This is a genomic window from Gilliamella intestini, assembly GCF_900094935.1.
In the GTDB taxonomy this organism is placed as follows: Bacteria; Pseudomonadota; Gammaproteobacteria; order Enterobacterales; family Orbaceae; genus Gilliamella; species Gilliamella intestini.
The window spans coordinates 50,829-77,759 of record NZ_FMBA01000006.1 but is presented as its reverse complement, the minus strand read 5'-3'; the positions used below and the strand labels follow the sequence as shown (position 1 = coordinate 77,759).

Sequence of the window (26,931 nt, the reverse complement as noted above, 5' to 3'; positions counted from 1 at the left end):
ATGTACTAACCTTACTTAACACAAAAGAAAACAACAAACAAAAGGATAAGCTGTATATGACTTGCAATAACTATTGATTATTTAATAAATTTTTATAAAAACATCTTGTGTTTAAATCCAAAATAAATAAAAATATATAAAATGTGAATAAATATTCATTTTAAAAGGGTGCAAAATGAAAGAGCGAACAACGGAATTAGTTGAAGGATTACGGCATTCAGTACCTTATATCAATGCACATCATGGTGAAATATTTGTTATATTACTCACTGGTGCTGTTTTAAAAAGTAATAATTATTCAAGTATCATCAATGATATTGGACTGTTATATAGCCTTGGTATTAAACTGGTTATTGTTCATGGCGCACGTAATCAAATTGATGAATCTCTTATAAACCATAAAATCCAACCTAAATATCATAAAAATACTAGAATTACTGATGCAAGCACTTTAGATATTGTTAAACAGGTCACTGGATTGTTACAACTCAATATTACAGCAAGTTTATCAATGAGTTTAAATAATACACCATTACAAGGTGCACATATCAGTGTTGTGAGTGGTAATTTCGTCATTGCACAACCTTTGGGGGTTGATGATGGTGTTGATTATTGCCATACAGGAAAAATTCGGCGTATTAATAAAGAGTCCATAGAACAACAATTAGAACGAGATTCTATTGTATTGTTAGGCCCTGTTGGTGTTTCAGTTACAGGCGAAAGTTTTAATTTAGCTTCTGAAGATGTTGCCGCTGAAGTAGCTATTCGCTTAAAAGCCGATAAATTGATTGGTTTTTGTGCGGAACAAGGTGTGTTAGATGAATATGGCCATGTTATCACCGACCTTTATCCTATTGATGCTGATAATTATATTAAACAAAAAGAACAGCAAGGTAAGCATTTATCCAGTGAGGTACGTTTTTTGCGAGCAGCTTCAAAAGCATGCCGTAATGGTGTTAGGCGAAGCCATTTGGTAAGTTATTTGGTTGATGGTTCGATTTTACAAGAATTATTTTCTCGTGATGGAATTGGAACACAAGTTGCAATGGAACACTCTGAACAAGTTCGTTCGGCAAAAATTAACGATATCGGTGGAATATTAGAACTTATTCGGCCACTTGAAGAACAAGGTATTTTAGTTAAACGTTCACGTGAACAATTAGAGATGGAAATTGATAAATTTACTATTATTGAACGCGATAATATGACGATAGGTTGTGCTGCACTTTACCCTTACCTAGAAGAAAAAATGGGCGAAATGGCATGTGTGGCTATTCATCCAAATTATCAAAACTCATCTCGAGGAAATATTCTTATTGAAAAGTTAATAGAACAAGCAAAGCAGTTAGGACTTAAAACAATTTTTGTCTTAACTACACGTAGCATTCATTGGTTTCGCGAAAAAGGCTTTAGCCCTGCTGAAGTAGATGATTTACCAATTAAAAAGAAACAACTTTATAATTATCAGCGAAATTCAAAAATCCTAATGTTTAATATTATTTAGTGTTTTATAAAACAAGTAAGGGCTACTTTTTTATTATAACGCTAAAAAAGAAGCCCTTACTTATCAGGCATTAGTAAATTTTTTTACCGCAAACAGCATACTTATGTTCATTACGTCCCCACGCACTTGGAAATGATATCATGCCATCATGACTAGAAACGACTATTCCTTCTGTAATTGGTTGGTGATTAAGATCAGTGGTCTGGTGCGATTCACTCGTAAAATACCAAGAATAATTCCAATTTGATTGTGGATAAGTAGGCGATAGACCATAATGCTGAGCTTTAAGCATTCTTCCCCATTCGCCAAAAACGCCTAAACCAATACCTCGAGTAAATACATTGTATACACGGCCTTGATAGCTATCTAAATTCCCACTTGCAAAACTTGAAGCACTATTTAAATCCTTACGTTCTAATAATTGCATAGGGCTTGTACATTTTAATCTTGCATCTGCTTGATTATCTACATATTCAGGCTGAGGCTCAACCCATAAACCTAATGTAAATGTATAATTATCACGGATATTAGCATCTGATTTTAACGTTGCTGTAATAGTGGCCTCTTTAACTGGGGCCTTTAAAGTAACAATTCCCTCCCTATCAACCTCTACAAGGCTATTATTACTTGTAAAATTATAATCGTTTTGCATTCCACTCATAACAAGTTGGAACTGCGCACCTGAAAAGCCAGTTGTTGGAAAATGCTTGTGTGACACAGTAGGTTCAACTTTAAAACCTTGGTTTATTACATAATCATCAGTATGTCCACCACCAACAGCTGGATTCGGTTTATCTTTATTTATACCGCCTAAACCAAGTCCTGTTAGATTCCATTGAGCATCATTTTCAGTTCTATCATTTTTAACTGAACGCCATTGAGTGCCTGAATCTAACTTTGTTGCATTTGGTTTTGCAAAACAGGCCTTAGCAATCATTATCTTATATGTTTTGGTTATTGGTTTTTCTTGGGATGAAGTTTTAATGCTACTTACAGGATCACTTTCGTTAGGGTCACCATATGTTGTTTTAACTTTAATATCCTTTGCTATAATTTCTAATTGTAAAGGCATGGTATATTTATTAGGGTTACAAGCAGCATTATCGTAATCTGCTATATCAATAACTTTACCGTTACTGTCTTTCCAAACAGGTACAAGCGTACTTGTAATTGCTGTAACGGGATCAAAAGCATCACCATCAAAATCAAAATAATCACCATTAAGGTCATCTTCTGATGTTCTAGGTGTAAAAAAACTTTTTATAACAAAATCACTAAGTTTAGTATCTTTATCAAAATACTTAATAGCATCACTTTTTATATTGCCTTTTAGCTCACTATAATCATTTCCTTTATAGTTAAATCCAAGTTTATTTATTGTACTCTCGGTTGCAAAAAATTGTGGTTTAGTTCCTTGAATTGTATGGGAAGTTGTGGATGAAATTGCTGCATTAGCCACATTAAAACTATTAAATACAAAAATAGCAGAAAAAAAACTTATTTTTGCAATTTTTTGTTTAATATTTAAGGAAAAAAATGTGTATTTGTAATTCTCACTTAAATCCAAAGTTAAGTGAGAGTTGAACTTTTCTAAAAAATGATATTTTATTCCACTTAAAAAGCCTGAATGACATCTTCTATTATCTTGTTTCATATTTAATTCTCGTTTTCTATTATTGACTGTTTTTCTGGACAAAAAGAACAAAATTAACACAAATTAGATATAAAAATTAATCAAATATTTTCTTCGATTACTACGCTTTAATTTTAGAAATTATTCAAACTTGTTACTGTAATAAATACTTATAAAAATAAATTTTAACTGCTTTATTAACTTTTATAATAGGATTAAAACCACATAAAGTAATTTCAATAAAACACCTTATGGATTTTTAGAAGGTTATTTTCATCAGTAATTGTAAACAACCCGATGTTTTTCTACCTTAGAATAAACTCATCGTACTATTAAGTATAACGAAAACAAAATGTTAGGACTCCTCTTTTTATATAAAGACCAAAGAGAAGTCTTTTATATTAGAAATTATAAAGATTTTTTAAAAGGTTCTTGAAATACCTTTCTTACTAGTTAAACAAGGGTTAACTATAAATGCTTACCACAAACCGCCCATTTAGGTTCATCACGTCCCCATGCACTTGGAAATGATATCATGCCATCATGACTAGCAACAACTATTCCTTCCGTAATAGGTTGATTCTCGCTATCAGTGGTTGGGTGATTTTCATTTGTGAAATACCAACCAAAATTCCATTTTGACTGTGGATAAGTAGCTGGTATAACTCCATATGCTGCTCTTAACGGTCTTCCCCACTCGCTCAAAACACCTAAACCAATACCTCGCGTAAATATATTATATATACGTCCTTGATGATTATTTAAATTCGCACTTGCAAAACTGGAAGCATTATTTAAATCTTTGCGCTCTAATAATTGCATAGGGCTAGTACATTTTGATCTTGCTTCTGCTTGGTTAGCTACATATTCAGACTGAGGTTCAACCCATAGATCTAATGTAAACTTATAATCATAATGAATGTTACTGTCTGATTTTAGCGTTGCAGAAATAGTGACCTCTTTAACTGGGCTTTTTAAAGTAACAATACCATCTTTATCCACGGATGCTTGATCACTACTACTTGTAAAAGTATAATCTTGCTGTATTCCGCCCATAACCAGTTGGAACTGCGCACCAGGAAATCCAGTGGTTGGAAAATGTTTGTTAGCCACTTTAGGTTCAACTTTAAAACCTTGGTTTATTACATAATCATCAGTATGACCACCGCCCACCTTAGGATTAGGTTTATCTTTATCTATACCGTTTAAGCCTGCTCCAGTGAGATTCCATTGAGCATCATTTTCGGCACTATCATTTCTGACTGAACGCCATTGAGTTTTAGGATCTAGATTGATTCCATTTGGTTTAGCAAAACATGTTTTAGCAACCGCGATTTGATACGTTTTGCTAATGCTGCTTACTGGATCACTTTCTTTAGGATCGCCATATTCTGTTTTAACTTGAATATCTTTTGCTGTAATTTCTAATTGTAAAGGCATTGTGTACTTATTATGAGTACACGCAATATCATCATAATCCGCTTTATCAATAGTTTTACCACTACTATCTTTCCAAACGTATTCAAGTGTACTTGTAATCGGCATGACAGGATCAAAAGCATCACCATCAAAATCAAAATAATCACCATCTAGATCATCTTTTGTAGTTCTAGGTATAAAATAACTTTTTATTACAAATTCACTAAGTTTAGTATTTTCATCAAAATACTTAGTAGTATCACTTCTTATATTTCCCTTTATTTCACTATAATCGTTTCCTTTGTAGTTAAATCCAAGTTTATTTATTGCAGTCTCGGTTGCAAAAAATTGTGGCTTAGTTCCTTGAATTGTATGGGAAGTTGTGGATGAAATTGCTGCATTAGCCACATTAAAACTATTTAATGCAAAAATAGCAGAAAAAAAAGTTATTTTCGTAATTTTTCTTTGAGTATTAAATACAGAAGATACACCTAAGAAATCCTTATTTAAACCCAAAGTCAATCGAGAATGGATATTACTAAAAAAATAATATTTTGTAAAAAAGCTCGGATAATCCTTTATATTTTGTTTCATATTTATTTCTCAATTATTTATTATTAATAATCAGCATATAGATTATTAAAGTTAATTTTTATCAATTAAAAATCGCGTCAATTATTTAAACAACAATAATAAAGATCTTTAATCTTTATTATCGCTTATTTTTATTTATCTATCAAAACAAAATCAATGTTAATCGAATATAAAATAATCAAAGATGTTTTTTTGTTTTACTAAGTCTTAAATTAGCATATAAACATTAAAAACATGACTTTTTTTATATTATTTTAGAGTATAACCTATTTTTATTTGTTTTTATATTACTCAAATACTATTAAATATAGAAATAATTTGCGCTTTCTACAATAATTAAAGAAACTGCTGTTATTTGCGAAAAGTCAAATATACATAAAAAACAAAGCTATCCCCCCTACCAAAAACACGCGATAGGGCGCTGATATCATAAAGAAAAATACAGTCACCAATTTGGATAAACGCTTTATGGTCAGTAATCTAGCCATTTATAACGAGCTAAAAAAGCCCGATTGAAGCTTTTGTCCCTTTAAGTAGTAAAAATGAACGTTATAAAATCACCAGTTAGGGTATTAAACGTCTGGTTAAAGTCGAAATATCTATTGAAGCTAAATTGAGACGGCAAGCTAAAGGTGATAACAAAACCTACCCGGATGAAATACTACACGTTGATACCAAAGGCTTGCATTTGATTAAAAATCAAACTAAAAAATAAGCTAGAGAACATTCATTTTTCGGAATTAATGTTGATTTTGTTGATTTTTTTACTTAAATACATTATTTTCCTGAAATTTCTTGACAAAAATAATACTGTTTTTGTTTGTTAGATAAATGTTTGTTTAGATAAACTGCCTGATAACCATCATATCAAGCCAAAATCTACCAACCCCACCTGCCCACAAACGAATAGAACAGCCGAAATAGTGATAGGTACGTTAATGGGAAGTTGCACAATCAGCCAATATTTAGTGATACAAAAGAGAGAAAACAAAAGCTTAAATGCCTTATTAATTTTTATAATGCCGTTAAACCGCATAAAGCAATTTTAGGAAAAACGCCTTATGCGTTTTTAGTGGATTAGTTTAATCATAAAGTGTAAACAACGCGAAGCATTCCTACAAATAACCTAATTAGGTAATATAGCAAACAATGTAAAATTAGACATTTCACAAGTATTGATAAAAAGTATAATATATAGCACTATTTAAATTATCGAAATATCAATTCAACCATAAAGATAACATCATGCAAAAGTTTAATGTCAAAACCTTTCAGGGGTTAATCCTTACGTTACAAGATTACTGGGCTAATCAAGGATGCACCGTAATTCAACCTTTAGATATGGAAGTCGGTGCAGGGACATCTCACCCGATGACTTGTTTACGAGCGCTGGGACCAGAACCTATTAATGCGGCTTATGTTCAACCATCACGTCGCCCAACCGATGGTCGTTATGGCGAGAACCCAAACAGGCTTCAGCATTATTATCAATTTCAAGTTATCTTAAAACCTTCTCCTGACAATATTCAAGAGCTTTATTTAGGTTCGTTAAAACAATTAGGTCTTGATCCCACTGTTAATGATATCCGTTTTGTTGAAGACAATTGGGAAAACCCAACCCTTGGTGCTTGGGGGCTTGGTTGGGAAGTTTGGTTAAATGGTATGGAAGTAACCCAATTTACTTACTTTCAACAAGTTGGTGGGCTTGAATGTAAACCAGTTACTGGTGAAATCACTTATGGACTTGAACGCTTAGCAATGTATATTCAAGGCGTGGATAGTGTTTATGATTTGGTTTGGAGTGATGGTGCATTTGGTAAAACAACTTATGGCGATGTGTTTCATCAAAACGAAGTTGAGCAGTCCACTTATAATTTTGAATATGCAAATGTTGAATTTTTATTTTATTGTTTTGAACAACACGAAAAAGAAGCCAATTTTTTACTTGAGTTAGAAAAACCACTACCACTACCTGCTTATGAACGCATCTTAAAAGCGGCCCACTGTTTTAATTTACTTGATGCTCGTAAAGCAATTTCAGTAACTGAGCGACAACGTTATATTTTGCGCATCAGAACATTAACCAAAATGGTGGCAGAAGCCTATTACGCATCTCGCGAAGCTCTTGGCTTTCCTATGTGCCAAAATTCACAATCTAACGAAAGTGCATCAAAGTAGGAATTAGAAGATTATGCAAAAAACATTTTTAGTGGAAATTGGTACCGAAGAGTTACCACCAAAATCACTCCGCACGTTAGCAGAAAGCTTTGCGGCTAATTTTATACAGCAGCTTGATAATGCCAATTTAGAACATGGTGAGGTGCTTTGGTATGCATCGCCCCGTCGTTTAGCATTAAAAGTTTTAAATTTGAATGATACGCAACCCGATAACCAAATAGTTAAACGAGGTCCGGCGGTCAGTGCTGCTTTTGATGCCAATGGTAATGCAACTAAAGCTGCTGAAGGTTGGGCGCGCAGTTGTGGTATTACGGTTGATCAGGCTGAGCGTATACAAACTGATAAAGGTGAATGGCTTTCTTATACTCAAAATCAAAAAGGCCAACCAGTTGTTAATTTGTTATGTGATATGGTTAAAACCGCATTAAGTAAATTACCTATCCCTAAACCAATGCGTTGGGCTGCTCGCCAAGTTGAATTTATTCGTCCATGTCATACTGTTACCATGTTGTATGGTGATGAGCTTGTGCCTGGCACGATTTTAGAGATTAAATCAGATCGCATTATTCGTGGCCATCGTTTTATGGGTGAGCAAGAGTTCACTATTGATAATGCAGACCAGTATCCTGAAATTTTAGAACAACGTGGTAAAGTAATTGCTGACTACGATAAACGTAAATCTATCATTAAACAACAAGCTGAAGAAGAAGCCGCAAAATTAAATGGTAAAGCAGATTTAACAGATAATTTGCTTGAAGAAGTTTCCTCTCTGGTTGAATGGCCTGTTGTGTTAACTGCTAAATTTGAGGAGCGATTTTTAGAGGTTCCTGCTGAATCATTGGTTTATACCATGAAAGGCGATCAAAAATACTTCCCTGTTTATGATAAACAAGGCAAATTATTACCAAACTTTATTTTTGTGGCTAATATTGAGTCAAAAGATCCACAAGTTGTAATTTCGGGTAATGAAAAAGTGGTTCGCCCACGCCTTGCTGATGCAGAATTCTTTTATCAAACTGATTTAAAACAACGTTTAGAAGACCGTTTGCCTCGCCTTGAAACAGTTTTATTTCAACAACAACTTGGAACAGTTAGGGATAAAGCAATTCGCATTGAGTCGTTATCAGGCTTTATTGCCGATAAAATTGGTGCTGATGTTGAGCAAGCCAAACGAGCAGGCAAATTAACAAAATGCGATTTAGTGACTAATACTGTTTTTGAGTTCCCTGAAACACAAGGTATTATGGGGCGTTATTTGGCTCTTAAAGATGGCGAAAATATTGAAGTTGCAACCGCCATTGAAGAACAGTATAAACCGCGTTTTGCTGGCGATGAATTACCAAGTACTGCTGTTTCTTGTGCAGTTTCTATCGCTGAAAAATTGGATACTTTAGCCGGCATTTTTGGTATTGGTCAGCATCCTAAGGGTGATAAAGATCCTTTTGCATTACGTCGCGCTGCTATTGGTGTTTTACGTATTATTGTTGAAAAAGCACTGCCTTTAGATCTAGTTGAATTGGCAGGTTATGCCGCATCATTATATGAAGATAAGCTTAATAATAAAAACGTGGTTGAAGATATTGTTAATTTTATGCAAGGTCGTTTCCGAGCTTGGTATCAAGAGCAAGGTTTTGCCATTGATACAATTCAAGCTGTTTTAGCGTTGAATCCAACCAAGCCTGCTGATTTTGATGCACGCGTTAAGGCAGTTACTCACTTTAGAACGCTACCTGAAGCCGCTTCTTTAGCTGAAGCCAATAAGCGAGTGTTAAATATTCTATCTAAAGCGAATATTGCAATTCCTGAAAAAATCAATGTTGCTTTATTAGAAGAAGGCGCAGAAGGTGAATTAGCTAAACAAGTTGCCATTTTAACCGACAAACTAGTCCCTTATTTTAATAATGGGCATTACCAAGATGCTTTAGTCGAATTATCTTCGCTTAAAACGCCTATTGATGCTTTTTTTGAGTCGGTGATGGTGATGGTCGATGATGAACAAATTAAGGTAAATCGATTAGCTCTTTTAGAAAAACTGCAAAATCTATTTTTAAAAGTGGCTGATATTTCATTATTGCAAGCTTAATTTACGAATTTAATCATTCAAAATAATAGTGGTAACTAAACCAGTTACCACATATAAGGAACTTACATAGAAATGCAAAAAAAAATCTCTTTTCCTTTAACTTTTACACAAACTCGCAATTTTATTCGTAATCGTATTACGCAATTTACTCTTGTTAGTCTAACGCTAGCTTTATTTTATGCGTTTTTTAATTCTTTCTTTGACAAACAAAATCTAGCTGAACAAATCTATGTTTCACGAAATTTAACTAACTATATTTTATTCATGATGCTGACATTACTAATTAGCATTATTTTAAAAGCAATTAGTATAGCAACAATTTCTAACTTTTATATCAGCGATAAACTTAATTTAAATCTATTACTGTCTAAAGCGTTATCAAATACATTAAAAATTATTCTTTTTTATCTTATCATTGGAGCCTTTATATTTTTTATCTTATTTATGTTATCTATAGTGCTTATTATTTTAACTTTGCTTTTACCTAAAGAACTTATTTTTATATTAATTTTTTTAGTACTACTGATTCCAATCCTAATTTTAATTATCTTTTGTAACTTCTTTTTGGCTTCGCTGGTTGAACCTAGTCAAAACAATATTCTTGACTCACTTTCATTAAGCATTCAGTTATCAAAAACACAGTGGCGCCCAGCTATTTTGATGGTATTAATCTGCCTAGCATTTGTGATGGTTTTTGCTCAATTAGCTATTGCGTTTGATAATGACAATTTTATCCTTGATACGCTCTTTTCTTTCTGTAGTATCTTTTTTGATATCTTTGTTACTAGCTTTTTCTATCGTCTTTATACGTTAGCAAATACTACCTCTAACTCAGCAGCACCACCTAACAATGATGATAAAAATAAAGAAGACCACAAATTAATTCTTTAATTGTTATTCATATCCTTACCAACTCTATTTTGGTAAGGATATTATTTGCCATATACTATTTTGATTTAACTAAATCTATTGGATAAAAGCTATGACTCCAGCAATTGATTTACTTAAAAAGTTAAAATTCAAATTTAATATCCACCAATATAAACACGATCCAAACCAAACCCACTATGGGCAAGAAGCTGTCGATAAGCTTGATCCAAGCTTAAATATTACTGCAGATCAAGTTTTTAAAACGTTAGTTGTATGTTTGAACGGTAACTCTAAAACTCTAGCTGTTTGTGTGTTACCCGTTGATGGTTATTTAGATCTTAAAAAAGCCGCAAAAGCATTAAAATGTAAAAAAATAGATTTAGCTGATCCTAATTTAGCACAAAAAGTAACCGGATATTTAATTGGGGGAATTAGCCCTTTAGGCCAAAAACAAACGCTCCCAACACTTATAGATTTAAGTGCTATTCAGTACAACACTATGTTTGTATCTGGTGGTAAAAGAGGCCTAGAAATTGAAATATCACCTCACGATTTAGCTAGCATATTACAAGCCAAATTAATAGAAATAACGACCTAACATGGTTAATGGCAATCAAGTTTGAATATAGCCAATGAGTTAGAAAATCAATATAATATTAGGTAGGTATCTATTTTTTTATAACACATGTTATTTTAGTACAATAAAAAGGCATAAGACGCCGCCTTATGCCCTTAAGTGTTCCATCAAAAATCATCGACAGAAAGAAACACAACTTATTTGATTGCTTCTTTTAAACTTTTACCAGATACGAATGCTGGTACTTTACTTGCTGCAATTTTAATTTCTTTACCCGTTTTTGGATTACGGCCAGTACGTGCTTTACGCTCATTAACTTTGAATGTACCAAAACCAACTAATTGAACTGGTTCACCAGCTTTTAATGATTCAGTAATAGCTGCTAATGTAGCTTCCAACGCTGTTTTAGCGGCTACTTTAGTAATATCAGCTTTGCTAGCAATAGCGTCGACAAGTTCTGTTTTATTCATGGGGGATATCCTTACATGTTATTTTATTGTTAAAGTTAACATTATAAACGAAGCTAAACTTAAAATTTAGCGCCGTTACTGTAAACGTTATTTAGATTACATTGTTGCTAAATGTAGTCTATATTTGCATAATATTAAAGAAAAATTTAATAAAAAATAAAAAAATTATACTTTAGGCTAGCTAATCGCCTAAAAAAACACCAATATTACTTGTTTTCGTTACTCGAATTTCATCTTTTAAACTTTTTATTAATTCATTTTTTTCGTTGTTTTCATCACGCAATAAGCGAAATAATTCCCACTGTAAATCAAATTCATCAATTACACTAGATAAAGCTTGTTGTTCATCTTCTGTTAATGAAACATTATTTTTGGTCATTTCAAATTCAGCAACTGTCGTGGCTGATATACTACTTACTTTAGCGCTATGTTCGGTAATTTCGCCACTTAAATAGGAGTGTAAAACTTCGCTAAGCGCATGACACGCATCTATAGCAGGGTAAACCATATAAGGGCTATTGTTAGTCACTGTAGGAATAATAGCTTCTAATTTTTCAAGCTGTAAATCAAAATTGATTTTAGCATCTTCAAACAATAATGACTCCCAAACTAAGTCCAGTATTTTTTTGTAGCTTTTGGGATCTTCATCATTTTGTTGTTGTTGGCAATAAAAAACAAAATTAGGATACATTCTTTCACATAGGCAAGCCATAAATAAACGTTGTTGCCATTGTGGTAATTTTTCTATTCTTAATTGAACGGGGTTTTTAATCATTGATGAAACCTTTTTGACTGTTGATGCACTGCTTCAATTAAATATTGCACATGTTCGATAGGAATGTCTTGATGAATACCATGACCTAGATTAAAGATATGACCATTATAAATACCAAATTCACTCAAAACACTCTCTACATTAGATTCTATTGTTAGTTTGTCGGCATATAAAACCGATGGTTCTAAGTTCCCTTGTACGGCAATGTACCCTTTTTGCGTGATAGCACTTAAATTAACTGTCCAATCAACACCAATGGCATCACAACCTGTATTGACAATGCTATCTAACCATAATCCCCCACCTTTTGTAAAAAACGTAACAGGTACATATGAAGTAATATCTTGAGTTTTATGGCCACGCTTTAATTTTGATAAGATTAATTGCATATAATGCAGTGAAAATGTTTGATAACTTTGATGGCTTAATACGCCACCCCAAGTATCAAAAATCATAATAGATTGCGCTCCAGCTTCGATTTGGGCATTTAAGTATAATGCCACACTGTCTGCGAGCTTTTCCAGTAATAGGTGTAACGCTTTAGGATCGCTATAAAGCATTTTTTTTATTTTAGTAAATGCTTTGCTACTTCCCCCTTCGATCATGTAGGTAGCTAATGTCCATGGGCTGCCTGAAAATCCAATTAATGGCACTTTGCCATTAAGTTCTTTTTTGGTTAAACGAATTGCATCCATTACATAGCTAAGTGATTGCTCTGGATCGGGAATCGGTAATTGCTCAATATCGGACATGCAAGTGATCGATTGTGTAAACTTAGGACCTTCACCAGCTTCAAAATATAAGCCAAGCCCCATAGCATCAGGAATAGTTAAAATATCCGAAAAAATAATAGCCGCATCAAGCTCGAATCGTTGTAATGGTTGTAAGGTGACTTCACAAGCTAATTCTGGCGTTTGACACATTGTCATAAAATCACCCGCTTTTGATCTTAATTGACGATACTCAGGTAAATAACGACCAGCTTGGCGCATCATCCAAATTGGTGTGTAATCAACAGGCAAACATTGCAAAGCGCGTAAATAACGATCATTTTTTAATTGACTCATATTTTCAGCCTTTAAATATAGACTTTATTTTGTTAAAAAGTTTCAGGAAAGCATGTGTTTCAGTATAAAAATCAGTTAATTTATCTATTTTTTGTGATTTAAAACCTGAGGCTGTGATAATGTATGTTGCGCATAATTAATCAAGGTCTCAGAGATATTTTGCATTACACAACTTTCTGGTGCAAAACGGTGCCAATAGAGCATTCGTCTTTGATATAATCCTTCGGTTAAATTAATTAGTTCGCCGCTTTTTAATTCTTGTTCAATCTGTAATTTAGGTAGCATACAACAAGCTGAACCTTGCTTAGCGAGTTGCACAAATGCTTCAGATGAACTAGTAATATGGCAAATGACACTGCCAGGCGTAAGGTTGAAGTTTTCTTGCAAAAAGGCTTGATGCATGTCATCTAAATGATCAAATGCAACCGCTGGCGCTTTTAATAATGAAGCTCGACTTACACCGTTTGCAAAGTATGTTTTAGCAAAATCGGGCGAAGCCACAAAAATATAGTCTAAAGCACCTAATAAATCAGACAGGCAACCTGGTAATGGGGTAGCTTGAATGCTAATTGCACCAACTACAGTTCCTAAACGCAATAATTCTAAAGTATGTTCTTCATCTTTGACCTGAATATCAAAACGTAAGATATTTTTATTCAAAACTGGTTTTAATGCAGGTAAAAACCAAGTTGCTAAGGAATCTGCATTAATCGCAATAGATAGTGATAATGGTGTGGCATTTTTATCGTTATCACCTAACCATTGCTGTTCTAATAATTCAACTTGATGTAATAAACCAAGTAAGTGTTTACCTTGTTTAGTTGCTTTCGGAGGTATAGTTCTTACCAACAATTGCTGACCAAAAAAGCTTTCTAATTGCTTAATGCGTTGCGATACGGCAGGCTGTGTAATACACAGTTTATCTGCTGCTCGCTCAAATCCTCGCTCTTTTATCACTGCATCTAACGCTTGTAATGCTCTATAATCTGGACGCTTCATAATCTCTTTACTATGATTTGATCATTGCTTGAATGTTCAAGCTAATTGGATATCGCAATAAGTTTTAAATATATCAAAAAGTTGATATATTTCTTAAAATACTGATGATTTTTATTTTCTAATTGGGTACTATGCCATATCTTCAATAATTTTTCTTTCAAAATTTTATTTTTTTAGAAAATTATCCTTAAATTAGGGCGGTACCATGACTCAAGACGAATTAAAAAAGGCCGTAGGTTGGTCAGCATTAAAATTTATCAAACCCGATTCTTATGTCGGTGTAGGCACTGGCTCAACGGCATCTCATTTTATTGATGCATTAGCAACAATTAAAGATCAAATCAAAGGCACTGTTTCAAGCTCAGAAGCATCAACACAAAAATTAAAAAACTATGGTATTACTGTATTAGATTGTAATGAAGTCGATTACTTAGATGTTTATGTCGATGGTGCTGATGAAATAAATCATCATTTACAAATGATTAAAGGTGGTGGTGCAGCTTTAACGCGCGAAAAAATTGTTTCTGCCATAGCTAAGCAATTCATTTGTATTGTTGATGAATCCAAAGTTGTTGATGTTTTAGGTTCGTTTCCATTACCTGTTGAAGTGATCCCTATGGCGCGATCTTATGTCGCTCGCGAATTATTTAAATTGGGAGGCAAACCAATATATCGTCAAGGTGTCGTTACTGATAATGGTAATGTTATTTTGGATGTTCATGATCTTGTCATTTCAAATCCAATAGAGTTAGAAAATCGAATTAATAGCATTGCCGGGGTGGTTACTGTTGGCCTATTTGCTAATAAAGGGGCGGATATTGCTCTAGTTGGCTGTAGCTCTGGTGTAAAAGAGCTGAAATTAGCTAATTAGAATCAACTTATCATTTTGTATAACAATAGGTATCCATTCGCATTTTGAAGAAAAAAGGAAAGAGAGGAAATAATGGTTGTTCAGACTTTAACCAAAGATGAAAACAAGTTTTTGTTACTTGAAGGTGTTCATTCTAGTGCAATAGATGTATTAAAATCCGCTGGTTTTACGAATATTGAATATCAAAAAAGTGCACTATCGTCCGAAGAACTAAAACAAGCCTTAAAAGATGTCCGTTTTATTGGTATCCGCTCAAGAACGCAATTAACCAAAGAGATCATCGACTCAGCACCAAAGCTTGCTGGCATTGGTTGTTTTTGTATTGGTACGAATCAAGTCGATCTTGATGCTGCTACTGTAAAAGGTATTCCTGTATTTAATGCGCCATTTTCAAACACTCGATCAGTTGCTGAACTTGTTTTGGCTGAAGCTATTTTGCTATTGCGCCGAGTACCCGAAGCAAATGCTAAAGCACACCAAGGAAAATGGAATAAGATTGCCACAGGTTCGCACGAGGCTCGTGGTAAAAATTTAGGTATCATTGGTTATGGACATATTGGTAGCCAGTTAAGTATTTTGGCTGAGTCATTAGGGATGAATGTCTATTTTTACGATATCGAAACAAAACTACCTTTAGGTAATGCTAAACAAATTTCAACAATGGAAGAATTACTAGCTATAAGTGATATTGTTTCAATGCATGTGCCAGAAAACGCAACTACTATCAAAATGATCAGCGATAAAGAAATTGATGCGATGAAATCAGGTGCAATTTTGATTAATGCTTCGCGTGGTAAAGTTATCGATCTTGATGCTTTAACTAAAGCACTGAAAACCAATAAACTTAGTGGGGCAGCTATTGATGTTTTCCCAACAGAGCCTGCTAGTAACAACGATCCATTTGAATCACCATTGTGCCAATTTGATAACGTAATTATTACCCCACACATTGGTGGTTCTACTAGCGAAGCACAAGAAAATATTGGTATTGAAGTTGCCACAAAACTCGCTAAATATTCAGATACTGGCGCAACGCTTTCAGCCGTTAACTTTCCTGAAGCTTCTTTACCTATTCCAGCTAAAGGCTCAAGCCGTTTTATTAATATCCATCATAATCAACCCGGCGTGTTAACAGCCATAAACACGCTATTTGCCGAGCAAGGATTAAATATTTCAGCACAGTATTTGCAAACCGATACTAAAATTGGTTATGTTGTGATTGATATTGATAGAGTTGAACAAAGTAAAGCTGAAGAATTACTTGCAAAATTAAAATGTGTACTTGGCACAATTCGGGCAAGGTTGTTGTTTTAAGTTACATGTGTTAAATGCCACCAATCTTTTGATAAGTGGCTAATCACTATTATTTAAATGAGATAGTAGTTAAAGCAAATCTGACATTGTTTGATTTTAAGGGCTTACACGTGCAGTTATTTCTTCATCGTGGTAAGTCCTATCTAGTCTCCATCCGATAATTATTCTACTGCGTTAATAACAGAATGCTTATCGCTCTACCGTAACCTAATTCTTGTTGCAAAATATTCATTTCTTTTTATTTAATGAAATAAACTACAAAATCTATTTTATTTGCGCTAATCACATTCGTTAGTTTTTACTTTAATAACATTAATTCCTTTTTGGGTTAATGCATCATAATATTTATTATCTAAATTATCATCAGTAATAATTGTATCAACAGCACTTAAATCGCACACAACATTTGGGCTACGGCGACCAAATTTTGATGAGTCTGCTAATAAAATTAATTTCGCAGCAGCTTTACTCATAGCTACACTACCATGATAACTTTCGTTAAAAGTGGTCACTCCACCGACTAGATCCACTCCATCGGCTCCCATAAATAACTTATCAAACGTATAAGATTCAAACGCTGCAATAGCTAAAGCATTATTACTATGGAAGGAGGCTGATTTTCGACGAAATGTGCCACCAGTTAAAATAATGGTTTGATCATTATCATTTGCTACTAGCTCATTAACCATGTGTAAACTATTGGTCATAATCGTTAAGTTATTAAACCTTGCTAATATAGGGATCATCTGTGCAACTGTGCTTCCTGCATCAAAAATGATAGAATCGCCCTCATGAATAAGTTTAGCTGCTTCTTCTGCGATGGCTTTTTTTTGTGCCGTATTAATATAAGTTTTGTGATCAATGGCTCTATCTCCAACCTCACGGTTGAGCATAGCACCGCCATATGTGCGTAAAACTAAACCACTTTCATGCAGTTGTGTGAGATCTTTACGAATTGTTGTACCTGTTGTTTTAAAATGCTCTGCTAATGCTTCAACACTAATTTGCCCATTTTTTTGCAAATACTCCAAAATCGCTGTTTGTCGTTGTTTCACTTTCATTATTAGATCCACCATGATTATTGATACGCATAATAAACTATCTTACTTTAAAATATATTATTTCATAATGAAAGGGAATATTTTTCAAAATAAAAGTTTGCTAGTTATTATTTTTTGCAGATAATGCCACAATCAATGCGCTTTGGCAGGCAGAATCATTTGGGAAAATATTTTCAGGAATAATATTAGCAACCGATAATCCATGCAGTTGAGCAATTGGCTTTGGTAACGCAAAAACAGTAATACCTTTCATTAATACAGAATCAATAACTACTTGATGTTCATCTAATGAAATTGCAATTAATACTCTTGGCTTAAATCGTGTTGTTTCATTACGACCAATACCTAGATAAGTTCCTCGTTTCATTGCTAAAAAGGCTCGATTAAAACGACGAATTTGAAGCCAACTAAAAATAATCTGAATGCACCAAGCAATTAGAGCAATAGCTATTAGAGTGGTCGTCATATGTGTGATTTTCCAGTTAGTTTAAATTAGAAGCACAAAGTGCGATAAATTTTAAATTAATTTTCGCACTTTGTTTTAACTAGAACATTACTTGTCCGCCTGTAATGTTAATTGATTGCCCAGTGCAATAAGAAGCTTTATCACTTGCATAAAATAACAATAAATTCAACACATCTTGATAATCACAACCTCGTTTTAGTGGCACTTTATCAATATAGACCTGTTCAACTTGGCTTTCAGGAATACCTAGTTTTTTGGCATATTGAGGTAATAATGATTGAAACATAGGCGATTTAAGCAAATTACCAAGCATTAACGAGTTAACAGTAATACCATATTCAGCAAGATCTAAAGCTAAAGATTGCGTTAATCCAACCCCACCAAATTTGGCAGCGCTATATCCCGAATTATGTTTGCTACCTACTTTACCTGATTTTGAATTAATTTGAATAATTCGACCTTTAATATTGTATTTAATCATTAGTTTAGCAAACTCACGCGCACATAAAAAGTAACCTGTTAGATTAACATTGACGGATAATTCAAAATCACTCAATGTAAAATCGGTAATAGGTGATGCTTTTGCAACACCGGCACTATACACCATTAAATCAACACGTTTAAATACACTATCAACATCTTGAGCTAATTGCATCACGCTTTCTTCGTTTGTAGCATCAACAACAAAACCTTTGGCTGTGCCAACGCCATGTTTTTGATTAATTGCTTCTGCGACTTTATTAGCATTGTCAATATTTAAATCAGCAACAACAACATGATATCCTGCATCAGCAATACCATTGCATAAAAATTCACCTAGGGTTTGTCCCCCACCAATAATGACTGCGACTTGTTTCATTTTTAGATTCCTCATCAATTTAAAATTTTAATTTCATCACCAATAGAAAGTTGGTTCGGGCATTGCCCATCTAGATGAACCGCTCCAGGTAACTCAGCCTGATGGTTACCATCAAACTTTAATGTGATGTGCCCTAATTGACGAAAATTAGCATTAGCAACTTCACCAACCGAAGTAATGAGATAACTTTGATTACCTAATTGAAGTGTTTGCCCAACCAATAGTTCTAGTTGAAAATCATCATGACTGTGAATAAAGCAATAATCCGCTAAGTCTGATGGAGCACCTTCCTTAAATAGAATTAACATGCCATCGGCTAAGGCTTCTTGAGCAAATTCTCCAATATGATTAATTTTTGATTGATAAATAGTTTTTGACATTATTTAACCTGCTTAAATATTTATATAGTTTTAAGGTTTTCGTTCCTAGCAAACACTAGCTAGCAAACAAAATATGATTACTGGTAAATAAAGAACGAAATAGCCCATGCAAGCAACACGGTTGGTGCACCTGTTAAAAAACGCCCAACAAGCACAGAGGGAACGCCAACACGTACCGTATCTTGTTTTGCTTCTGCAAGCGATAAACCTACCGGAATAAAATCGCAAGCAGCTTGGGCATTAATCGCAAAAAGTGCAGGTAATGCTAATTGAGGCGGAATATTACCCAAACCAATTTGTACCCCAACTAATGTACCAATAACTTGTGCAATAACAGCACCTGGCCCTAAAAATGGTGAAAGTAATGGAAAAGAACAAATTAAAGCTAAGATAACAAGCCCAATTGGGTTATTCGCTAGCGGAACTAAACCATGAGCAATAAAGTTACCCAAACCTGATGCAATAATGATTCCAATAATTGCAGAGACAAACGCCATGAAAGGAAGTATGGTTTTAAGTACAGTATCAATAGTGTCACGACCAGCTTGGAAGAAAACGGCAACGCCAGATCCCATCCCAATACCAATTTTTGCCAATAATCCATCACTTTGTTCAGTGATTTTTTTACTAGTATCATATTCTTTATATTCAGATGATGTCTTATTGGTTTGCTGTTGTTTATGATTTAATTGAACTTCGGTTATTGCATCCCCTTCTTTTTCTATCACTTTAATGTTGTTTGATTTAACCGCAGAAACATAAATATCCTCTATAATATATTGAGCAAGTGGGCCTGATTTACCTGTTGCGTGAATATTGATAGTTGGAATACGATTTTTAGGATAAATACCACATCGTAACGTACCACCACAGTCAATTACGGCAACACCGATTTCATCTTTAGGTGGTTCACCATCTTTAAAACCATCAATAGCTTGCCAGCCTGTTAGTTCAACTAAGGTATCAACTATTGCTGGACGAGTACCTGCTGCAATATAAACAATCTTTTTACCCTCAATAACAGGAAGTTCTAATGGACCACCCCAACCCGCTTCACCTTTTTCAATTCGAATAAATTTAGTCATTTTTATATTCCTTATTACTGTTATAGATGAACTTTTCTTTCTAATTTAATGCCCATTTTTCTTTCAAAAATGGCTGTACAAAAGTCAGTAACCCAACCTCTAAAAAAGTTAGTGACTAAACCAACAAAAAAATAGCTCACAGCAAGGGGACCAAGTGGCAGGCCTAATTTAGTTAAACCAGCAGCAATACCTAAATACACAAATAGCTCACCGGGGTTAACATGTGGAAATAATCCATTCATTGAATGGCAACTATAAGAAGCTGCCGCATAGTAGCTTGGTTTGTAAAACTCAGGCATAAAACGCCCTAAGCTTAATGTCATTGGATTACAAAAAACAAAGGTACCAATTAATGGTAATAAAAGATATCGAGAGATAGGGTTACCTGCACATGCTTGAGCTAAACGCTCAATACGATCTTGCCCAATAAATTTAATTACAGCGTTCATTACAACAAGTAGTGAAATTAACAAAGGTAAAATACCTGTTACCATCCCAACAAAGACTTTTCCACCTTCTTGAAATAAACCAATAAACCATTCGGCACCAAATGAGATAGCGTCGATCATATTTCCTCCTGTTTTTGTTAAAGTTCGAGAAAATATTATCAATTAAGAAAGAATAAAACTTTTAACTAGATCACAATTTAAAATATTTTCTTTTATTTTGAAAGAAAATATTTTAAATAAAAATAATGAAAAAATAAAAAAGTCATAGGTTACTGTAATGGCAATAATAGTAAAAAAATAACTTTTTTCATTGGACATTAACATTAAGTTGGCGTAATTTTGTCAATACGGGTATTTATTATTCAATTTAAAGGAGAATATATCATGGCTAAAAGTACGACTTCTGCTAAAAAGTTACAGCAATCAGCGATTTTGTTTCCAACTGATTTAGGTCAACAGGCATCAAAAGATATTTCTGGAGCAATGAATTCTGTTTTAGCAGATGTATTTGCTTTATATTTAAAAACTAAAAACTTCCACTGGCATGTTAGTGGCCCTCACTTTCGTGATTACCACTTGATGTTAGACGATCATGGTGATGAGTTATTTGCTATGACAGATCCAATTGCAGAGCGAGTACGTAAATTAGGTGGCACAACACTACGTTCAATCGGTCATATTGCTAAATTACAAAGCATTGAAGATAATAATGCTGATTTTGTCGAACCATCAGATATGCTTGCTGAACTTTGTCAAGATAATGTAAGGCTCACTGAACGTATGCGTGTTGCCCATGATATCTGTGATAAATATAACGATACTGCAACTGCAAGTTTAATTGAAGAGTGGATAGATCAAACTGAACAGCGTGCATGGTTCTTATTTGAAGCTGGCCGAAAAGTCGACTCATCAGGACATTAATAACTAATTATTAATGACAATAATAAGAGGTATATTCAATGCCTCTTATTAAAACTACGTGGAGATTTAAGATGAGTAAAAAAATTGCTGTATTAGTTGGGAGTTTACGTAAAGACTCTTATAACTTAAAAGTGGCAAAAGTTTTTCAGAAAATTGCACCACCATCACTTTCGTTACAAATTATTCAAATTGGGGATCTACCTTTATATAATGAAGATATTGATATTGATACCCCTCCTGCCTCGTATACTCGTTTTCGCCAAGAAATAGCTGAATGCCAAGGTGCTATATTTGTCACACCTGAATACAATCGAGGTTTACCTGCTGTTATTAAAAATGCCATAGATGTAGGCTCACGTCCTTATGGTAAAAGTGTTTGGTCAAAAAAAGCAGCGGCTATTATTTCTGTTTCTCCGGGCGCAATTGGTGGATTTGGTGCAAATCATCAATTACGTCAATCATTAGTGTTTCTTGATATGCCTACCTTACAGCAACCGGAAGCTTATTTTGGTGGAGTAAGTACTGCCTTTGATGAACAAGGCAATATTACCGAAAAAAGCAAAGAATTTTTATCATTATTTATCAATAGTTATGCTGCTTGGGTTGAAAAGTTAAGCTAATTGATATAGATTTTTATATTCACAGCCAAATTTTTTGGCTGTTTTTTTATTAATAACTAATTCAGATTTTTTGTAATGATTTTATCTATTCCAACAAGCGAGCAAGAATTATTAAATCGGGCAGAGTTAGTTGCAGGTTATAGCTTTGGTGAAATAGCACAATATTTAAACATTCCCATACCTGCTAATTTAAACAAACAAAAAGGCTGGGTTGGTAACCTCATCGAAACTTTTTTAGGCGCAAATGCAGGCAGTAAAGCCGAACGAGACTTTGTTAAACTAGGTATAGAGTTAAAAACAATCCCTGTTGATAAACAAGGAAAACCATTAGAAACAACGTTTGTCAGTGTTACGCCATTAATGGCTAATCATGGCGTTATTTGGGAAACAAGTCATGTTAAATACAAACTTGCCAAGGTACTTTGGATTCCAATTGAAGGTGACAGAACAATTCCTCTTGTAGAGCGAAAAGTTGGAAAACCGATTTTATGGGAACCAAATCAAGAACAAGAACAACAGCTAAAACAAGACTGGGAAGAATTAATGGATATGGTAACGCTTGGCAAAGTTGAAAAAATTACTGCTCGATATGGTACTTATTTACAAATTAGACCTAAAGCCGCCAACGGAAAAGCCCTTACCGAAGCAATTGGTGAAAATGGACAAATTATTTTAACTCGCCCACGTGGATTTTATTTAAAAAAAACATTTACGATGCAGATCTTACAAGCTTCAATATGTAGTTCCCACCAAAGTAAATAAATTAACAATAGAAACTAAAGATTATTTTTATCTATAAAATCAAATTATTGTCTAAAACAACAAGCGGTTATTAGATAACTTTATCAACAATAATTTATTTCTTTTATAAAAAATTTTTAGGAAAGCATGCATTTGAGTATAAAATTATAATTTAAAATCACTTAAATCATCTTCACTAATTTCAGCATCAATTTGCCCAACCAGATAAGAGCTCATTTCGGCTTCTTGTGGCGCAACTTGTACGTTGTCAGACACTAGCCAATTGTTGATCCATGGAATTGGATTGGATTTTGCTTCAAACGGCAATTTTAGACCAACTGCTTGCATACGGATATTGGTGATGTATTCGACATATTGGCATAAAATATCTTTATTTAAACCAATCATTGATCCGCCTTCAAACAGGTATTGTGCCCACTCTTTTTCTTGATTTGCTGCTTGCAAAAAGAGGTCATAACACTCTTGTTCACACTCTTTAGCGATAGCTGCCATTTCGGGATCGTCTTCACCACTGCGCAGTGTGTTGATCATAAACTGAGTGCCAGTTAAATGTAGCGCTTCGTCGCGAGCAATAAGCTTGATAATTTTTGCGTTACCTTCCATTAGTTCACGTTCGGCAAATGCAAACGAGCAAGCAAAACTAACATAAAAACGAATCGCTTCAAGTGCATTGACACTCATTAAACACAGGTAAAGCTTCTTTTTGAGTTCGCGTAAATTAATGCAAACAGTGCGATTATTGATATTATGTTTACCCTCGCCAAATAAGTTATAATAACTTGCGTAGCTAATTAAATCATCATAATAACCTGCAATATCACTAGCCCGTTTTTGGATCTCTTTATTGGTAACGATATCATCAAAGACCACTGAGGGATCGTTAACAATATTACGAATAATATGAGTATATGAACGAGAGTGAATGGTTTCAGAAAATGACCAAGTTTCTACCCATGTTTCAAGTTCAGGTATTGAAATGAGTGGCAGTAAAGCCACATTAGGACTACGACCTTGGATTGAATCAAGTAACGTCTGATATTTTAAATTACTGATAAATATATGTTTTTCATGTTCTGGTAACGCAGCATAATCAATGCGATCTTGCGAGATATCGACTTCTTCAGGGCGCCAAAAAAAGGAAAGTTGTTTTTCAATTAGTTTTTCAAACATCTCATATTTTTGTTGATCATAACGCGCAACATTGACCGATTGTCCAAGGAACATTGGTTCTTTAAGCTGGTCATTATGCACATGCGAAAAGGTACTGTAATTCATACTCATAAAAAAGCTCCTATTCATTCACTGTTGCTTTTACTGCTACCTTTCGACAGTGTAAAAGGCTAATTGAATGGGGAAATTACTAGTTTTCCCCAATAAAAAATTAAATTTTAGCGTATAACTGTTTGGTTTTAATCAAGGTTAAATCTTACAAGCTCCACCTTCACAGCCATCATCCCCATGGGTTGTTGGAACAATATCACCTTGAATATCTTCAGCACCATCACGAGTATTATGATAATAGAGTGTTTTTACGCCAAATTTATAAGCCGTTAATAAATCAGCTAATAATTGTTTCATTGGTACTTTATCATTTGGAAACTTGGTCGGATCATAGTTTGTATTAGCCGAAATTGATTGATCAATAAATTTCTGCATAATACCCACCAATTGTAAATACCCTGTGTTATTTGGAATTTGCCAAAGTAACTCGTAGAAGTTTTTCAGATGGTTATACTCTGGAACTACTTGTTTTAAAATACCATCTTTTGATGCTTTTACACTAATAAAACCACGTGGTGGTTCAATACCATTTGTTGCATTGGAAATTTGTGATGAAGTTTCTGATGGCATTAATGCCGATAATGTCGAATTACGAAGTCCATAGCTTTTAATCGATGCTCGTAGCGATTCCCAATCATAATGTAAAGGCTCTTTGGTAATAGTATCTAAATCTTTTTTGTAAGTATCGATTGGTAAAATGCCTTGCGCATAGGTTGTTTCGTTAAATAGTGGGCATGCACCCTTTTCTTTAGCAAGGTTATTAGAGGCTTTTAGCAAATAGTATTGAATGGCTTCAAAAGTACGATGAGTTAAATTATTGGCACTGCCATCGGAATATTTAACCCCATGTTTTGCTAAATAATAGGCATAGTTAATAACACCAATACCTAATGTGCGGCGATTTAATGAAGAATTACGAGCTGCAGGAACAGGATAATCTTGATAATCTAATAGAGAATCGAGTGCACGAACGGTTAGGTCAGCTAATTCTTCAAAATCATCAAGTGATTCTATTTTGCCTAAATTAAATGCTGATAAAGTACAAAGTGCGATTTCGCCGTTTTCATCATTAATATTATAAAGTGGCTTAGTCGGTAGCGCGATTTCCATACATAAATTGGATTGATGTATTGGAGCAAGTTGCGCATTAAATGGGCTATGAGTATTACAGTGATCAACATTTTGAATATAAATACGGCCAGTTGATGCACGTTCTTGCATCAATAATGCAAAAAGTTCAATAGCTTTAACTACTCGTTTGCGAATATTTGGATCTTGTTCGTATTGGCAATAAAGTACTTCAAATTTATTTTGATCGGCAAAAAAGGCTTCATAAAGCCCTGGCACATCTGATGGGCTAAATAGAGTAATATTTTCGTTTTTAATTAGTCGTTGATACATCAATTTATTAATTTGTACGCCATAATCTAAATGACGAACACGGTTTTCTTCAACGCCACGGTTATTACGTAAAACTAATAAACTTTCAACTTCTAAATGCCAAAGCGGATAGAAAACAGTAGCAGCTCCTCCGCGCACCCCACCTTGCGAACAAGATTTAACCGCTGTTTGGAAATATTTATAAAATGGAATGCAGCCTGTATGAAAAGCTTCACCACCACGAATTGAGCTTCCTAACGCACGAATTCGCCCTGCATTAACCCCAATTCCTGCTCGTTGTGATACATATTTCACAATAGCACTTGCCGTTGCATTAATTGAATCTAAGTTATCATCACATTCAATTAATACACAAGAGCTAAACTGACGAGTAGGAGTACGAACCCCCGCCATAATTGGCGTTGGTAGCGAAATTTTGAAATTTGAAACAGCATCATAAAAGCGTTTGATATAGTTAAGGCGTGTCTCTTTGGGATAGTTGGCAAATAAACAAGCCGCAACTAAAATATATAAAAACTGTGCGCTTTCGTATATTTCACCTGTAACACGGTTTTGTACTAAGTATTTACCTTCAAGTTGTTTAACCGCAGCGTACGAAAACGACATATCACGCCAGTGGTCAATAATTTTGTCCATCTGTTCAAACTCTTCTTGGGTATAATCTTCAAGCAAATGTCTATCATAACGTTCACTATCAACTAGTTTTTTCACATGATCATAAAGTGGTGGTGGAGTAAATTGACCATAAGCTTTTTTACGTAAATGAAAAATGGCCAAACGAGCAGCTAAGTATTGATAATCTGGTGCATCTTGTGAAATAAGGTCGGCGGCGGCTCGAATAATTGTTTCATGAATATCGGAAGTACGAATGCCATCATAAAATTGAATATGAGAACGTAATTCAACTTGCGACACCGAGACATTGTCTAACCCCTCAGCGGCCCACGTAATAACTTTGTGGATTTTATCAAGGTTGATAGGTTCTTTCTTTCCATTTCTTTTAGTAACTAGTATTGATTTATTCATTCTTTCATTCCAACATTAACATATATTTTTAGTTATGATAATTCATATTTATTAAAACATACAATATGTAGTACCTATTAATTGAATTTGTCACTATATGTAGTATTATTAATCAATAGCTCAAATTTATTGATTTAAATAAAACGATATTGATTTAAATAGTTAAAGTTTATTTTGTCTAAAAAATGAAAGAAAGAATTCATGCAAGTTACGCCATGCAGTGGATATCATTCAATTGGTTATCAGCAAAGTAAAACTTATATAGG

The 26,931-nt window shown here is 34.0% G+C and carries 24 protein-coding genes; 10 read left to right on the top strand and 14 right to left on the bottom strand.

The genetic code is table 11. The annotated features are described in order from the left end of the window. Positions 1-175 precede the first annotated feature (175 nt). Positions 176-1,504: an amino-acid N-acetyltransferase gene (gene argA, locus GA0061080_RS02835; protein WP_091120720.1), complete on the top strand. Its 1,329-nt coding sequence runs from the start codon at positions 176-178 to the stop codon at positions 1,502-1,504. Between the two features lie 70 nt (positions 1,505-1,574). Here argA and GA0061080_RS02830 read toward each other — a convergent pair whose 3' ends face one another. Both GA0061080_RS02830 and GA0061080_RS02825 read right to left on the bottom strand, forming a co-directional pair. Next, a complete protein-coding gene (locus tag GA0061080_RS02830) occupies positions 1,575-3,158 on the bottom strand; it encodes a hypothetical protein (RefSeq protein ID WP_091120717.1) in 1,584 nt (527 codons plus the stop codon). 447 nt (positions 3,159-3,605) lie between these two features. Then, positions 3,606-5,150, bottom strand: a complete 1,545-nt coding sequence (locus tag GA0061080_RS02825) for a hypothetical protein (protein ID WP_091120713.1) — start codon at positions 5,148-5,150, stop codon at positions 3,606-3,608. Between the two features lie 1,245 nt (positions 5,151-6,395). Here GA0061080_RS02825 and glyQ point away from each other — a divergent pair. The 4 genes from glyQ (at position 6,396) to ybaK (ending at position 10,879) form a co-directional block, all read left to right on the top strand. After that, a complete protein-coding gene (gene glyQ, locus GA0061080_RS02820; RefSeq protein ID WP_091120710.1) occupies positions 6,396-7,328 on the top strand; it encodes a glycine--tRNA ligase subunit alpha in 933 nt (310 codons plus the stop codon). Between the two features lie 10 nt (positions 7,329-7,338). Beyond that, positions 7,339-9,411: a glycine--tRNA ligase subunit beta gene (gene glyS / locus GA0061080_RS02815; RefSeq protein ID WP_091120706.1), complete on the top strand. Its 2,073-nt coding sequence runs from the start codon at positions 7,339-7,341 to the stop codon at positions 9,409-9,411. A gap of 72 nt (positions 9,412-9,483) precedes the next feature. Next, positions 9,484-10,302 (top strand): hypothetical protein, encoded by an 819-nt coding sequence (locus tag GA0061080_RS02810; RefSeq protein ID WP_091120702.1) that lies wholly within the window; start codon positions 9,484-9,486, stop codon positions 10,300-10,302. Positions 10,303-10,393: 91 nt separating this feature from the next. Continuing rightward, positions 10,394-10,879, top strand: a complete 486-nt coding sequence (ybaK, locus tag GA0061080_RS02805) for a Cys-tRNA(Pro) deacylase (RefSeq protein WP_091120699.1) — start codon at positions 10,394-10,396, stop codon at positions 10,877-10,879. 176 nt (positions 10,880-11,055) lie between these two features. Here ybaK and GA0061080_RS02800 read toward each other — a convergent pair whose 3' ends face one another. From GA0061080_RS02800 to GA0061080_RS02785, 4 genes are all read right to left on the bottom strand, one after another. Then, complete coding sequence (locus GA0061080_RS02800) at positions 11,056-11,328, bottom strand: HU family DNA-binding protein (protein WP_065636993.1); 273 nt, start codon at positions 11,326-11,328, stop codon at positions 11,056-11,058. A 181-nt stretch (positions 11,329-11,509) separates the two neighbouring features. Beyond that, positions 11,510-12,103: a YjaG family protein gene (locus GA0061080_RS02795; protein WP_091120695.1), complete on the bottom strand. Its 594-nt coding sequence runs from the start codon at positions 12,101-12,103 to the stop codon at positions 11,510-11,512. After that, positions 12,100-13,170, bottom strand: coding sequence for a uroporphyrinogen decarboxylase (gene hemE, locus GA0061080_RS02790; protein ID WP_091120691.1), 1,071 nt, complete (start codon positions 13,168-13,170; stop codon positions 12,100-12,102). Before hemE ends, GA0061080_RS02795 begins: the two co-directional genes overlap by 4 nt. Positions 13,171-13,254: 84 nt before the next feature. Continuing rightward, positions 13,255-14,169 (bottom strand): LysR family transcriptional regulator ArgP, encoded by a 915-nt coding sequence (locus tag GA0061080_RS02785; protein WP_091120688.1) that lies wholly within the window; start codon positions 14,167-14,169, stop codon positions 13,255-13,257. A gap of 205 nt (positions 14,170-14,374) precedes the next feature. On the opposite strand from GA0061080_RS02785, the gene rpiA reads away from it, so the two are divergent. Both rpiA and serA read left to right on the top strand, forming a co-directional pair. Then, a complete protein-coding gene (gene rpiA / locus GA0061080_RS02780; protein ID WP_091120684.1) occupies positions 14,375-15,040 on the top strand; it encodes a ribose-5-phosphate isomerase RpiA in 666 nt (221 codons plus the stop codon). Between the two features lie 72 nt (positions 15,041-15,112). Beyond that, on the top strand, positions 15,113-16,354 hold the full coding sequence (gene serA, locus GA0061080_RS02775; RefSeq protein WP_091120680.1) for a phosphoglycerate dehydrogenase: 1,242 nt from the start codon (positions 15,113-15,115) through the stop codon (positions 16,352-16,354). 278 nt (positions 16,355-16,632) lie between these two features. Here the strand turns inward: serA and srlR are convergent, their stop codons facing one another. The 6 genes from srlR to srlA all read right to left on the bottom strand — a co-directional run bounded on the left by srlR (position 16,633) and on the right by srlA (position 20,774). Then, positions 16,633-17,415 carry a glucitol operon DNA-binding transcriptional repressor SrlR gene (srlR, locus tag GA0061080_RS02770; RefSeq protein WP_065636999.1) on the bottom strand — a complete coding sequence of 261 codons (783 nt, stop codon included), beginning with the start codon at positions 17,413-17,415 and terminating at the stop codon, positions 16,633-16,635. Between the two features lie 100 nt (positions 17,416-17,515). Next, complete coding sequence (gene gutM / locus GA0061080_RS02765; RefSeq protein WP_091120676.1) at positions 17,516-17,881, bottom strand: transcriptional regulator GutM; 366 nt, start codon at positions 17,879-17,881, stop codon at positions 17,516-17,518. Between the two features lie 79 nt (positions 17,882-17,960). Then, positions 17,961-18,740 (bottom strand): sorbitol-6-phosphate dehydrogenase, encoded by a 780-nt coding sequence (gene srlD / locus GA0061080_RS02760; protein WP_091120672.1) that lies wholly within the window; start codon positions 18,738-18,740, stop codon positions 17,961-17,963. A gap of 14 nt (positions 18,741-18,754) precedes the next feature. After that, positions 18,755-19,120, bottom strand: coding sequence for a PTS glucitol/sorbitol transporter subunit IIA (locus GA0061080_RS02755; RefSeq protein ID WP_091120668.1), 366 nt, complete (start codon positions 19,118-19,120; stop codon positions 18,755-18,757). Between the two features lie 77 nt (positions 19,121-19,197). Further along, a complete protein-coding gene (gene srlE, locus GA0061080_RS02750; RefSeq protein WP_091120664.1) occupies positions 19,198-20,205 on the bottom strand; it encodes a PTS glucitol/sorbitol transporter subunit IIB in 1,008 nt (335 codons plus the stop codon). A gap of 20 nt (positions 20,206-20,225) precedes the next feature. Next, positions 20,226-20,774, bottom strand: coding sequence for a PTS glucitol/sorbitol transporter subunit IIC (gene srlA / locus GA0061080_RS02745; protein ID WP_065637004.1), 549 nt, complete (start codon positions 20,772-20,774; stop codon positions 20,226-20,228). A gap of 264 nt (positions 20,775-21,038) precedes the next feature. On the opposite strand from srlA, the gene GA0061080_RS02740 reads away from it, so the two are divergent. From GA0061080_RS02740 to mutH, 3 genes are all read left to right on the top strand, one after another. Further along, positions 21,039-21,575, top strand: coding sequence for a Dps family protein (locus GA0061080_RS02740; protein ID WP_065637005.1), 537 nt, complete (start codon positions 21,039-21,041; stop codon positions 21,573-21,575). 71 nt (positions 21,576-21,646) lie between these two features. Continuing rightward, a complete protein-coding gene (locus tag GA0061080_RS02735) occupies positions 21,647-22,195 on the top strand; it encodes an NADPH-dependent FMN reductase (RefSeq protein ID WP_091120660.1) in 549 nt (182 codons plus the stop codon). A gap of 75 nt (positions 22,196-22,270) precedes the next feature. Then, entirely contained in the window at positions 22,271-22,957 is a 687-nt protein-coding gene (mutH, locus tag GA0061080_RS02730; RefSeq protein WP_091120655.1) for a DNA mismatch repair endonuclease MutH, read from the top strand. Between the two features lie 144 nt (positions 22,958-23,101). Here mutH and nrdB read toward each other — a convergent pair whose 3' ends face one another. Further along, positions 23,102-24,232 carry a class Ia ribonucleoside-diphosphate reductase subunit beta gene (gene nrdB / locus GA0061080_RS02725; RefSeq protein ID WP_091120751.1) on the bottom strand — a complete coding sequence of 377 codons (1,131 nt, stop codon included), beginning with the start codon at positions 24,230-24,232 and terminating at the stop codon, positions 23,102-23,104. 144 nt (positions 24,233-24,376) lie between these two features. Then, entirely contained in the window at positions 24,377-26,665 is a 2,289-nt protein-coding gene (gene nrdA, locus GA0061080_RS02720) for a class 1a ribonucleoside-diphosphate reductase subunit alpha (RefSeq protein ID WP_091120651.1), read from the bottom strand. Between the last annotated feature and the right edge of the window lie 266 nt (positions 26,666-26,931).